The organism is Trichocoleus desertorum ATA4-8-CV12, assembly GCA_019358975.1.
GTDB classification, from domain to species: domain Bacteria; phylum Cyanobacteriota; class Cyanobacteriia; order FACHB-46; family FACHB-46; genus Trichocoleus; species Trichocoleus desertorum_A.
In genome coordinates this window covers 173,983-186,698 of record JAHHIL010000002.1, presented here as the reverse complement: position 1 = coordinate 186,698, position 12,716 = coordinate 173,983, and the positions used below count along the sequence as shown (strand labels likewise).

Below are 12,716 nucleotides of genomic sequence, written 5' to 3'. Positions count from 1 at the left end.
CAGACAACAGAATGGGATTCAGGCATCTTTGGGTTTAGTAAAGTGCGTCAGCATTACAGGACCGAGCAAATAGTGATGACCTTGGCAAATTAGTCCTGCCTGTTGTCCCAAGTGCTCACGGGCTTGCCGGCTGTAAAGCCGAATGTCACCCGGTGAGATCAGGAGAATCTGGGCGTCTGACCAAGGCTGCCAAGTCAAATCAACCAGGTAGAAGCAACCTGCTGGCTTTAAGACGCGGCTCACTTCTGCTAAAACTTGCTCTGGCTGCGGATAGTGTAAAAAGCTAAGCGTATTAAACACAGCATTGAACTGTGCCTCAGCGAAAGGTAATTGTTCGGCATTACCCTGAACATAGGTGAGCTGAGGGTGGTGAGCTTGTCGCAGTTGAGCTTGCCGTAGCATTTCTGGCGACAGATCTAGTCCTGTGCCTTGCACGGTGGGAAACTGCTTGGTTAAACGATGCAGTAAGCGCCCAGTGCCACAGCCTAAATCTAAGACTTCAGCGCGATCGCCTAGCTGGACATATTCCAACAATCGCTGATGAATGGCTTGGTAAAACACCGAGGGAAAGAGCCAGTCATAACTGGGAGCCCAGTGATCGAACAGTTGCTTTTTATTCCAAGATTTTTGGTTCCAGGAAAAAAGATTCATGAGTTTAGCAGCGAGCAAAGCGTTTCTTTTATTCTCGCGATCGCAGACTACAAGTGTGGGGGGATCGGAACCTTACTCAAGGCATAGGAGGCTCAAGCCGAGTCCCTTACCGCCGAAGGAATCACCCTACCAGAGAACTGGGATAGCTTTATAGGCGTTGGATGCGCTAGCTGCATGACTTGTGGCAGCAGAACTGAAGGCTCAGAAATAGGAGCCTAATTCTGCCCAGCTAGCCTCAATGCTAAATACGGAGAATAGTCACCATGAGTCAAGAACAAGAATATAACGTTGGTAATCCTGAAGACGCTCAACCTGGCAAAGGTGCGGGTGGCGATCAGTTTGGGGTGCAGATGGCCCAAAACCCTGCTGTGAATCCCGCTGATGAAGAAATTCCCTCCAACGTAGATGTAGCTCAGAACGTAAAGAATTTAAACGCTGCGGTGAAGCAGGAAGAAAACACTGACCTCAAGACCACGGATGGTTACGTGATCGATGAGTCTGGTCGGATCGACAACTTCGCGATCGAACCCCCTATGTATGTAGAAGAGTAAGCATGTAGAAGAGTAAGCCCGACTCGACGCTGTATAGAGAGCCAAATCTAGATGAGCCCACAGCCAACTACAGTCCCCTTGCCTGAATTGGGATTGGTCTGCATTACCTCGTCCAATCAGGTGCGCTATCGGGCCATGACTCGGAAGCGGTTGTTGCAGCTAGAGTTACCAGAGCAAGAGCGATCGCTGCGAGAACTCTATGCAGATAATCTACGCCGCTTTAATTTGGCGTTAGACTTCTGTGTGGAGCAAGGGATTCGGCTCTATCGGCTCACCTCAGCTCTGTTTCCCTTTGCGGATGAGCCGATTGGTGAAGCTATCTTGCTGGAGTTTCAGGAGGCGCTGCGGGAGACGGGCGATCGCGCTCAAGCCCTAGGAATTCGGGTGGTGCTCCATCCTGATCAGTTTGTGGTACTCAGTTCCGACAAGCCAGATGTGATCGAAAACAGTATTAAAATTCTCCGCACTCAAGCCCGAACTTTCGATTTGCTGGGTTTGCCGCGATCGCCTTGGGCAATGATGGAAATTCATGGCGGCAAAGGCGATCGGGCAGAGCGGTTGGTGCAAGTGATCCGCAATCTACCCGATGGAATTCGTTGCCGCTTGGCGCTAGAAAACGACGAGTACGCTTACAGTGCTGAGGAAATTTTAGCGGTCTGTCGGGCGGCTGAAGTGCCAATGGTGTTTGACGCTCACCATCATGTGATCCACGAAAAATTAGAGAGCTACGAGCATCCCAGCGTTGCGGAGATGGTACTGGCAGCCCGTACCACATGGCCTAAGCCCGAATGGCAACTCGTGCATATTTCCAATGGTTGTGATGCTTTTGCCGATCCTCACCACAGCGACTTCATCACCGTCATGCCTAGTGCTTACCGTGAGGTGCCTTGGATTGAGGTGGAAGCCAAACTAAAAGAGCAAGCGATCGCCAAGCTCCGCGAGGAATGGTTGGTTCCTGCACCCGTAGGGAGTCCATCTCGATAAGTGCTAAACGACAGCTCCCGCTCGCTGTTGTTGGTAGAGCTGCTTGAATAATTTTTGCTGCTGGTTATGATCCACAATCGGGGTAGGATAACCACAGCGATCGCGCTCTAGTGGCAAAATTTTACCGCTGAGCAAATCTTCTGTATCAATACTTCTCAGTTCTGGTAGCCAATGACGGATGTAGGCAGCATCTGGGTCAAATTTCTTGGCTTGGCTAGCAGGGTTAAAAATTCGGAGCGGTTTGGGGTCCATGCCACTAGAGGCGCTCCATTGCCAACCACCGTTATTAGCGGAAAGGTCGCCATCAAACAGCTTCTGCATGAAGTACTTTTCTCCTTCTTGCCAATTGATGATCAAGTCTTTGACTAAGAAGTTAGCCACAATCATGCGGCAACGATTGTGCATCCAGCCTGTTTCGTTCATTTGGCGCATGGCTGCATCCACCATTGGGTAGCCTGTTCTGCCTTCGCACCAAGCTTGCAAGTAGTCGTCGTTATTTTGCCAAGGAAAATCTTTGAGTGGTTGACGGTAAGGGCCATCTGCTACTTCTGGAAAAAAGTACAAGACATGCTGATAAAACTCGCGCCATGCTAGTTCTTGCCGCCAAGTTTGTACCCCATCTCTAGCTTCATCGCTACGGGCTTGCTCCATCACTCCTGCCGTTGCTGCCCAAACATGACGCACCCCCAGCACGCCAAACTTCAACGCAGCGCTAAGTTGAGAGGTGCCATCTTCTGCCGGGAAGTTGCGCTGCTCAGCATAGCCAGACAAAGCGCGATCGCAAAATCCGTCTAGTCGCTCTTGGGCCGCTTTTTCACCTGGCAACAAAACCAGTTCGTTTTCCCAAACAAAGCCTAGATCTTTAGCCGTAGGTAGAGCGATCGCGCCTGCTTGTTGCGCTATTGCTTGTTCGGCTGACGTTAAACCCATTACGCCTTGCAGAGTGGCTGCGGGTTCGGCTTTGAGGCGACTATTCCAGTTTCTCCAATAAGGTGTGTAGACCGTGTAAGGCTTGCCTGAACCAGAACGAATCTCTTCCGGCGCATGTAGCAGTTGATCCCAGAAGTTAACTGCTTTAATCTCTTTTTCGTGCAGCGCTTCTAGAACTGCGCGATCGCGTTGGCGGGCGTAAGGCTCCACGTCCCAATTCCAAAACACTGCCTGGGCATTGAGGGCCGTTGCTAAGGCAGGAATGCCCACACGAGGATCAGCTTGTACAATCAGTAACTCACTTCCCGCTTGGGCATAGCTCTGTTGCAGTGCTTGCAAGCTGCCGATCATATACGTGACTCTGGCAGGAGCCACATCATGGCGCTGCAAAATATTAGGGTCAAGGCAAAACACACCCACCACTTTGGGGCTTTGCTGACGCGCTTGAGCCAAGCCAATATTGTCCGTGATTCGCAGATCACGACGGTGCCAAAACAAAATTAGATCAGACATCCGGGCTTACAACAACTGCAAGGAACTGTTTCAGTACTACTGTACTGAACTCTGCCAAATTTCGCTCAGGCTTGAACAATTTTTAGGTTAGAAATGGGCGAGCCAAAAAGAAGCTGGAAATCGACTTCGCATCTACAGGCTGTCCCGCTAAGATGGCTTGCTCCAGCTCCTCAGGAGTCATCAAGACCAGTTCAATATCTTCATCGACATCTTGGGCAGGTGGCGTTTCTAACTTTTCTAAATCTTGAGCCAAAAAAGCGTAAATAATCTCATCTGAGTAGCCCGGAGCTAGAGAAAATTGTCCTAGCTTCCGCCAACTACGGGCGCGATAACCAGTTTCTTCTTCGATTTCTCGCCGAATGGTTTCTGCTGGATCTTCGTCAGGCTCAATGGTGCCCGCCGGAAACTCTAGAATCCGACCCTTTAAAGCAAAGCGATATTGCCGCAACAAAATGAGTTTGCCATCCGGGGTGACAGGGACAGCCAGCGCTCCACCGGGATGCCGCACACATTCCCAATCTCCCACCGCCCGGTTGGGTAGACGCAAGGTGTTGACTTCGAAATTAAACTTGCGGCCTCGGTAAAAGAGGCGTTGCTTTAATAGTTGTGGGGGTTCGGAACCAAAACCCATAGGACATCCAACTCACAATCGGCACACTCCAGAACAGTCTACCGTCTGAACCAAGTCTGCGATCGCTTTCCCAGAAACTGGCTCCACCCAATCTGGAGCAATTTCGGCCAGAGGCACCAACACAAACGCTCGTTCAGTCATGCGAGGGTGGGGCAGTGTGAGGTCAGCGGTATCCAAAATTACATCATCAAAGAACAACAAGTCGAGATCGAGCGATCGCGGCCCCCACCGTTCCTGCCTGACTCGGCCAAACTGCTGTTCTATCTCTAATAAAGTTGCCAGTAAAGCTTGCGGTGTCAGCGTGGTAACGAGCAAGGCACAGCCATTTAAAAAATCTGGTTGTGGTGGGCCAACCGGAGCAGTGACGTACCAGTGCGATCGCGCTTGCCAAGTAATTTCAGGTGTCTGGTCTAGCGCCACCAATGCCGACTCTAAAGTTTGTTGCGAGTCTCCTAAATTGCTGCCTAAAGCGATCGCGGCAGAATGAAGTGATTCCTCAGGAGAGCGATTAAGAGGGATTGGTTGTGGCATCTTCACTCAACGAAACCAGATGCCTTTAGAGTGACAGCGATCGCCAATCCTTTCAAGCTTCTGGTAGAGCTGGGCGGAAACACAGGTAAGCTAATGGCCCAAACAACGGGATCAAAGCCACAGTCCAGAATAGCCGTGCATCCTTCAGTCCCCGACGCGCCATGTCATCTCCTAGTAAGGTCGGAAATAACAAGCCAAAAAGACAGCAGGCCAAGCTCATCATATGAATAAAGCGACTGGTTTGAAACTCCTGCACAAAGCCCGCCCAATCGCCAAACAAAATGCCATAAGCCACAAAGGCGATCGTACTGAGGCTAATCAGCCATGCGGTGCGGCGGGAATCCCAAAACTTCAACCAGCCATCCTTCGGCCCCGAAAAATGTTGGTTCGGCTCGCGAGACGCTAAGTAAGGAATCAAGCCCAACACACCTGCCCCTAGCGAACCTAAAATAAACGGCCAAGCAGGAAGCCTTTGCATGCGGCCATCAACAAACATGAGGCAACTATAGATCGCTACCCACATGCCGATCAGACTAAAGATTGCTAGCACCAATGCATTGATGTCAGTCCAGTTCCCTGCTAACAAGTTTTGCAACCGACCCACATCAGGTTGCCACGGAGGAGCAAGGAAGACAGCATAAGCAATGAAGCCAATCCAAAGTAGCCACAATCCTACTTTCCTGAGCATTGCTCGTCTCACACCACGATTAGATCAACCACCCGATTCAGTTATTTAGGAGCGTCATTCTTACCCGCCTGCCTAGCAAACAGGTAAACTGCGCCCCAAGCGAGCAGAACAATAATTAATAGGTAGCTCATTGATTTTCTCCATTCTGCTCACAGCGTAGATAAATCCAGGAGAGCATCCCTCTTTCCTAAGGCAGGTCGCTCAGCGCAATTCTCAGTAAAAACTTTGAGGGATATCTGGAATCTGCTTTCGTCAATCTGTATCTCGCTTTACTGTTTCATCATGAGGATCGTTCTCCTGCATATGAAGCAGACAGCCCAAGCCCAACTACAAGCCAAAATTACTTAATCATGAAGAAATTAATCATCGGAGCAGGTGTAGCAGTACTTAGTCTCGCGCTCCCAGCGGCAGCAGCTAGTGATACCTATCGGGTCAAGGGGGAGAGCGCTTCCGCCTCGTTTTCCACATCTGACAATTGCAGTTATACCGGGGTTTCCATTTCGGGGTACAACAACGTTAGCCGTACTGAGCCAGGAGCGCCTACGGCGCAAAATCAAGCCTTCGTTTCCTATTACACCTATAACTACTGTACTGACAGCTACTCATCAGGCTCTGGCTTTAGCTCTGACGTAAACTTCAATAGCAGCTCTGCTCTCCAATCAGCGAGTCTGACCGGAACGATTCCAGTGTACGACTACTCTACGGATTCCACTAAAACTCTAAACGTAAACTTGACATGGACTGGAACTGGCGACCTAGCTCGGGGTAGAAGTAGTTATCACTACCATTCTCCTGGCTACACATCTAACTCTCGCTACACAGGAGCCTACCGTGATGCTGAAGTTTCTGGCAGCATTAACCTAGATGGCACCAATCTAATTGCAAACTTGTCGAATGACTATGCTGGCTTAAATTCCTCCACCAGTGGTGGCGTGACAATTACTAAGCGCTAAGCCTTTTAAGATCAGTTCAAGACTTCTAAGAAATTTAACCGCAGTTTGATTTATCGCTCAACCTCGGCTGAAGCAACTTTCTCGCCTACTTGCCTCAGCCGAAGTTGTTTATGATTCAGACCACTGCAAAAGCTACATAAGACATTCACCAGAGCCATTGAGCTTGTAACTCGGACAGTAGTTTCTGGAGAGTTCCATGATTAAAACGCTTTCTGCTATCACTAGTTTACCGATCGCCTTCCTTGTCCTCGTAGTTGTACTGCCAAAAGTCACTGCTGAAGAAGTCGATTACCTTTGCTTCATGAGGGACGGTGCAGGAAGAGCAGTGAATCTATCTGAATCAGTTTGTGGCTTTAAGCCAGACGCTATATCTGTCAATCCTGACCTAGACTCAGCTTTTATTGCAGGCTATAGGAACCTGACGACTAACAAGCCCGCCAAAATTCGTAATCTTTTGTTAGAGCTTTCAGCAGGTTCACCTGAGCTTCTGATCAATGAAGCCAAGGGTGTTTGTGAGGGCATCAAAGCAGGGCTTTCTTTAGATACAATTCGTCGCTTACAGACTAGAGCTGTTTCCCGGTCATCTATCTACACAGATGCAAATATGGTGAGTACAGAATTAATCAATGCTTTAGGGCCGCAATATTACTGCCCATCATCCGCTGCAAAATAGCAAGAACTTTATTGAATAGCTGCTTTAGGATCTACAAAGTTTTTCAAACAAACTGTGAATCGAGGTGGAGTAGCAATAGCGCGATCTATCTCGACTCACAGCCCTAGCCCATTTAACTACCCTGAGCTTCCTGCTGCTCCAGCTTCTCCTTCGAGTCTCCCCAATAAGCGCTATAGGTCCACTCCTCGCTGCTTCCTTTGTCTTCCATAGACCAGCGGTAAATAGCTGACTTCGGGTTCACCCCAATCTCCAAAAGTTTAGCGCCCATATAGTATTCCATCTGGCGCTTTGTCATATCCTTCCAAGCCTCGGCTCTGTTCTTCTCCAAGGTCTTGGCCATGTGGGCTTGTGTATGCTTTGCCATCCTATCTAGGTGCCTCTGCTTGAATTCATCTTTCTTTCAATGTAATCGAGGCGATCGCACCTTGCCGCACTGAGTTGGCACTCGTTACACCAGATGGGGGCGATGAGGAAGGGTGAGTGTAAATTGGGTTCGGCCCGCCTCACTCACAACTGCGATCGCGCCGCCTAGATGGTCTACCAATTTTTGCACCAAAGCTAGCCCTAGTCCTGTACCGCCTTGTTTCCAAGGATCGGCGCTGGGCACTCGATAAAATTTGTCAAACACTCGTGGCAACTCACTGGCAGGAATTTCGATCCCTGTATTGGTCACTTGGATCGCAATTCCTCCAGCGATCGCCGTAGCACTCACCTTAATTCGCTCTTGCTTAGGTGTGTACTTGCAAGCGTTGTTGAGCAACTCTGACAAAATTCGCGCCAAACTAGCAGCATCTGACAAGACAGGAGGTAAATCAGGAGCCAGCTCTAACTGTAAACTTTGCTGCTGCGCTTGGGCTCGCTCCTCAAAGGGTTGCATGATTTGAGGTAGCCAGATCCGTAGCTCAATGACACCTAGATAGAGAGGCTGTGCCTCTGCGGTTAGGCGCTGCAAATCTAGTAAGTTGTTAATCAGTCCTGCTTCCCTTTCGCACTCATGCCGCAAAATTTTGAGATATCGAGCTGCTTTATCAGCGCTGATACCCACAGCCCCGCCCCGAGCGAGGTTAATTTCTAGCATTTCGATCGCCATTCTGATGTTAGCGACAGGGGTGCGGAGTTCGTGAGAAACTGTGCTGAGGAAGTCGTCTTTGAGCGTATCCAATCTTCTCAGCTCTTGAACTTGGCGTTGAGCTGTTTGGTATAACCGAGCTTGCCGAATCGCGATCGCACACTGATTCGCCACCTGCTGCACTAAGCGAATTTCCAGCTCACCAAACTGTGCCTCGGTGGGCTTAAATAACCATAGATCGCCAATCGCTCCTTGGTCATCCACAATGGGGCAAGCCAGAATCAGCACAGGATACTCTAGCGGGCGGGGCCAATGAGAAGCCGTGCGGCAAAACTGGACATGCTGGCCTCGAAGTAGTTGTGAATAGAGTTCTGGAAAATCCCTAATTGTTGTGATCGCTCCATGAGCTGAGGGAATCGAAATCACATATTCATAGGCGATCGTAGAAATTGTCTGGTCGGAGTTATATAAACCAGTATCACAATCTGTCCCCAAGCCGCGACCCAGCTCTTGCACGGCAGTCTGCAAAATTTGGCTTTCATCCAAACTATCGCGGACTTTATCGGTAATTCGCTTGAGTAGTGCCTCAAAGTGCAAAGCTTGTTGCAAGGTGGCCGTGCGTTCTTGGACTTGCAGTTCTAGTTGAGCATTAAGTTGCTGTAGGGCCGCTTCCGCCTGCTTTCGTTCTGTGATTTCTACCACAGTGCCAATCATGCGGACTGGTTGACCCGAAGCGTCATACAATAAGTCTCCTTTTGCCTCGATCCAATGCAAGCTGCCATCTGGCCAGAAGATGCGGTATTGGTAAGAAAAATTCTGGCGCAAAGCCACCGCTCGCTCGACTGCTTGGCGGACCAGTTCGCGATCCTCAGGATGCAAATAAGCTTCAAAGTCAGCGTAGGCACCAGGAAAGCTACCTGATTCTAGACCAAACAAGCGCTCACATCTGGTAGACCAATTCACCTGATCAGTCGCTGCATGCCAATCCCAGGTGCCCATTCGAGTCGCATCTAGGGCTAAATTGAGCCGAGCTTCACTTTCGATGAGAGCGATTTCCGCTTGCTGCCGTTCTATCGCAATGCCTGCAAGTGGTGTCGCTAGTTCTATCCACTTCCATTCTTGGGGACTGGGGGTGCGGGAGGTGCGAAAAAATACTCCAAGTGTTCCTAGCAATCTGCCGTCTCTAGCCAAGATGGGCATAGAAAGACAAGCCCTGAGTTCATGAGAGAGGGCAAAATCGCGGTAAGAAACCCAATGGGAATCTTGAGCAATATCTGACGCAACGATCGGGTGCCGCTCGTAGGCTGCGGTGCCACAACTGCCCATTCCTAAACCAATTGGAATACCATCCCGAATGGCTTCGCGGTAGCTAGGCGGCAAACTAGGGGCTACGACTGAACCTAGTCGGTTGCTGGTGGGGTCGAACTGAAAGATAGAAGCAATCGACTCGTGCAACTGCGCTTCTACCTTTTGGGTCAGAACTGCTAACACCTCTGAGAGCGGCGCTCCCGCCGTCATCAGTTCTAAAATTTGCCGCTGCGCTAATTGCAAGGCTTGATCGTGCTTCTTGTCGGTGATGTCCTGAGCTATACCTGCTCGTGCCACAACCTGTCCAGAAGCATTCACGATCGCAAAACCCTGATGCTGAATCCACCGCTGGGAACCATCAGCATGAATCAGGCGATGCTCTAAGTCAAAAGTGTGGTTTTCTGCATGCTCTAAGACCTGACGCAGTAGGGGGCGATCGCTCTCATAGACTGGATCAAGAATCGACCAGGGATGGTCATAGAAGCTGGCACAAGTTTGCCCCCAAATCTGCTCATAGGCAAGGCTAACATAGATAACTTGAAAGTTTTCTACTGGGCTGACCCAAAACACTGCATCAAGGTGAGGAGTGAGCGCCCAAAAGCCCTGCGGCAAGGGCAGATCAGGGGATGCCAAGTTCTGGGGTGCTTGTATTGCCGCTAAGCGTTGACGCAGTTCCATCAATTCACGAATGAGCTGCTCTCGCGTCTTCGCGGCATCGTCTGCGTGAAACGGGTCAAGCACGGGTATCCTCTAAAACATCGTAGGTATTCCTAATATAGAGATTTCCCGTAGTTGATAGAAGCAGCGTCATCAAAATTGGGTTATTCTACCCGCTGCAATGCTGTGACCTTGGGGTCAATAATTTTCTGACCTAAGCCTGGAAACTTAATGGCGAGACAAATTTTGTCACCTTTACCAAAGATATGCGTAACTTGGCCCACCCCAAAGGCTTTGTGGACAATGCGATCGCCCACAGTCCAGTCATTTTCATGAGTATCGGGCCGAGAGGACGCGACAGCCACACCTTGGCGTTTAGCCGCCGCAATGCCTTGGGTCATCCGGGTGGGGATGGCGGTAGAAACGTTACTGGTGAGTAACTCTCTGGGTAACTCCGCTAGAAATAACGAAGGACTAGCAGGTTCCCGCGAACCATAAAGCCGACGTTCACGGGCATGGCTAATGAACAATCGCTCTTGGGCACGAGTAATACCGACGTAACAAAGCCGACGTTCTTCTTCTAGAGCCGTGGGGTCTTCGAGCGATCGGAAGTTGGGGAACAAGCCTTGCTCTAAGCCCACCAGAAACACGACTGGAAACTCCAATCCCTTTGAGGAGTGCAGCGTCATTAGAGAAACGCGAGCGTCGTCTTCTTTCAGGTCATCAAGGTCGGAGGCGAGAGAGGCACTGGCGAGGAAACCTGACAAGCTTTTGTCTTCGTTGTCTTCCTCAAATTGCTGCACCGCGTTGTAAAGTTCTTGGACGTTCTGTACTCGTTCTAAAGCTTCGTCTGTACCTTGGTTCTGCAAGTCCTGAATATAGCTAGAGTCTTCTAATACACCTTGAACAATCTCTGTGGCGGGGATGGTTTCTATTTTTTCTTGCCAGGTTTGGATGATGTTGGCAAAGTTGAGCACGCCTTTAGCCGAACGCCCCGCTAGGGTTTTGACTGAAGTTTCGTCTTTCAAAATGTCCCAGAGTGTGACCCCAAGTTGTTGAGCCGCATTGGTTAATGAATCGATTGTGGTTTTGCCTACTCCCCGTCGGGGGGTGTTGATCACGCGCAGCAAACTCAGGGTATCTGCGGGATTGGCGATCGCTCTCAGGTAGGCCAACACATCTTTAATTTCTTTGCGATCGTAGAACTTGAGGCCACCCACGACTTTGTAAGGCACACCCCAACGCACCAAGGATTCCTCAAAGGCGCGAGATTGAGCATTAGTGCGGTAGAGAATGGCAAAACAACCCCAGTTAAGTTCGGGGTTCTGACGTTCTAGGGTGCGAATTTGCTGAATCACAAACTCGGCTTCAGCGGTTTCATCATCAGAGCGGTGGCAGAAGATGGTTTCGCCACTACCGCGAGTCGGCTTCAGGACTTTGTCGATCCGCTCCGTGTTGTTCTCAATCAGTTCGTTCGCAGCTTGGAGAATATTTTCGGTGGAGCGGTAATTCTCCTCTAGCTTCACCATTGTCCGCGTGTCGTCATCGGGGAGGCGATCGCCAAAATCATCCTGAAAGCCCATCAAAATTTTGAAATCGGCTTTGCGGAAAGAATAGATCGACTGGTCGGCATCGCCCACGACAAAAATTGAGCGGTAATCCCAGCTCTTAAAGTCGCGGGAATCTGCACCGTTAGTGACCAGCAAGCGTACTAAGTCGTACTGAGTGCGGTTGGTGTCTTGGTACTCATCTACCAAAATGTGACGAAACCGCTTGTGCCAATAAGCCAACACCTGCTCATTCTGCTGAAACAGTTTTACAGGGAGCAAAATCAAGTCATCAAAGTCTAGAGCGTTGTTGGCGGCTAGAGCATCTTGATAGCAGCTATAGACATTGGCAATGACGCGGCCTCTAAAGTTGGGCTGTTGTTGCTCTAATTCTTGCGGCGATAGCCCTTCGTTTTTGGCGTTGCTGATGGCGTAGCGCACCGATCGCGGATCGAACTTTTTGTCATCCAAGTTCAACTTGTTTTGGACAATATCTTTGACCAAACTCTGCGCGTCCGATTCATCAAAAATCGAAAAATTCTTTGTCCACTGACGTCCATTACTGTCTTGATACTTATCAATGTCAAATCGCAAAATGCGACAACAGAGGGCGTGGAAGGTGCCAATCCATAATTCTTTGGTGATGCCTTTGTAGACACGCGATCGCAGTTGCTTTTGTTCGTAGGGCGCGAGCAAATGAAAGGGCTTGCTAAATTCATCTAGGGCTTGCTGCTCAGCAAACAAGCGCTCAATCCGCTCCTTCATTTCCTTGGCGGCTTTGTTGGTAAACGTCACGGCCAGGATGCTTTCTGGATCGACTCGGTGCGTCAGTACCAAATTGGCAATGCGGTAAGTCAAGGCGCGCGTCTTGCCTGAGCCTGCTCCTGCTACCACCAACAGCGGCCCGCAGAAATGTTCCACGGCTTGTCTTTGCGAAGGGTTGAGATGGCCGAGAAAGTCAGTGGTGGCAGTCATAAAACTCTAGGTGCGATCGCGAGCAAGAACACTCATTAAACTGGGTTAGGCAGCT

General features: G+C 49.9%; 12 protein-coding genes. 4 read left to right on the top strand and 8 right to left on the bottom strand.

The annotated features are described in order from the left end of the window. Window positions 1-18 precede the first annotated feature (18 nt). A complete protein-coding gene (locus KME12_03425; protein ID MBW4486824.1) occupies window positions 19-651 on the bottom strand; it encodes a class I SAM-dependent methyltransferase in 633 nt (210 codons plus the stop codon). 263 nt (window positions 652-914) lie between these two features. Here KME12_03425 and KME12_03420 point away from each other — a divergent pair, with 263 nt between their 5' ends. Together KME12_03420 and uvsE are read left to right on the top strand one after the other, a co-directional pair. Beyond that, window positions 915-1,202: a hypothetical protein gene (locus tag KME12_03420; protein ID MBW4486823.1), complete on the top strand. Its 288-nt coding sequence runs from the start codon at window positions 915-917 to the stop codon at window positions 1,200-1,202. 51 nt (window positions 1,203-1,253) lie between these two features. Beyond that, complete coding sequence (uvsE, locus tag KME12_03415; GenBank protein ID MBW4486822.1) at window positions 1,254-2,186, top strand: UV DNA damage repair endonuclease UvsE; 933 nt, start codon at window positions 1,254-1,256, stop codon at window positions 2,184-2,186. Between the two features lie 3 nt (window positions 2,187-2,189). On the opposite strand, the gene KME12_03410 is transcribed toward uvsE, so the two are convergent. The 4 genes from KME12_03410 to KME12_03395 form a co-directional block, all read right to left on the bottom strand. Then, window positions 2,190-3,629, bottom strand: coding sequence for a deoxyribodipyrimidine photo-lyase (locus tag KME12_03410; protein ID MBW4486821.1), 1,440 nt, complete (start codon window positions 3,627-3,629; stop codon window positions 2,190-2,192). Window positions 3,630-3,711: 82 nt separating this feature from the next. Further along, window positions 3,712-4,260: an NUDIX hydrolase gene (locus KME12_03405; protein ID MBW4486820.1), complete on the bottom strand. Its 549-nt coding sequence runs from the start codon at window positions 4,258-4,260 to the stop codon at window positions 3,712-3,714. Window positions 4,261-4,272: 12 nt separating this feature from the next. Continuing rightward, a complete protein-coding gene (folK, locus tag KME12_03400) occupies window positions 4,273-4,791 on the bottom strand; it encodes a 2-amino-4-hydroxy-6-hydroxymethyldihydropteridine diphosphokinase (protein MBW4486819.1) in 519 nt (172 codons plus the stop codon). 52 nt (window positions 4,792-4,843) lie between these two features. Next, window positions 4,844-5,479, bottom strand: coding sequence for a hypothetical protein (locus tag KME12_03395; protein ID MBW4486818.1), 636 nt, complete (start codon window positions 5,477-5,479; stop codon window positions 4,844-4,846). A gap of 350 nt (window positions 5,480-5,829) precedes the next feature. On the opposite strand from KME12_03395, the gene KME12_03390 reads away from it, so the two are divergent. Continuing rightward, entirely contained in the window at window positions 5,830-6,432 is a 603-nt protein-coding gene (locus KME12_03390; protein ID MBW4486817.1) for a hypothetical protein, read from the top strand. A gap of 196 nt (window positions 6,433-6,628) precedes the next feature. Beyond that, the gene (locus KME12_03385; protein MBW4486816.1) at window positions 6,629-7,105 is read left to right on the top strand and encodes a hypothetical protein; all 477 of its coding nucleotides are present in this window, start codon (window positions 6,629-6,631) and stop codon (window positions 7,103-7,105) included. Window positions 7,106-7,217: 112 nt separating this feature from the next. Here KME12_03385 and KME12_03380 read toward each other — a convergent pair whose 3' ends face one another. The 3 genes from KME12_03380 to pcrA all read right to left on the bottom strand — a co-directional run bounded on the left by KME12_03380 (window position 7,218) and on the right by pcrA (window position 12,661). After that, window positions 7,218-7,469: a hypothetical protein gene (locus tag KME12_03380; protein MBW4486815.1), complete on the bottom strand. Its 252-nt coding sequence runs from the start codon at window positions 7,467-7,469 to the stop codon at window positions 7,218-7,220. An 84-nt stretch (window positions 7,470-7,553) separates the two neighbouring features. Then, window positions 7,554-10,223 (bottom strand): PAS domain-containing protein, encoded by a 2,670-nt coding sequence (locus tag KME12_03375; GenBank protein ID MBW4486814.1) that lies wholly within the window; start codon window positions 10,221-10,223, stop codon window positions 7,554-7,556. An 80-nt stretch (window positions 10,224-10,303) separates the two neighbouring features. Beyond that, window positions 10,304-12,661 carry a DNA helicase PcrA gene (pcrA, locus tag KME12_03370; GenBank protein ID MBW4486813.1) on the bottom strand — a complete coding sequence of 786 codons (2,358 nt, stop codon included), beginning with the start codon at window positions 12,659-12,661 and terminating at the stop codon, window positions 10,304-10,306. Window positions 12,662-12,716: the final 55 nt, after the last annotated feature.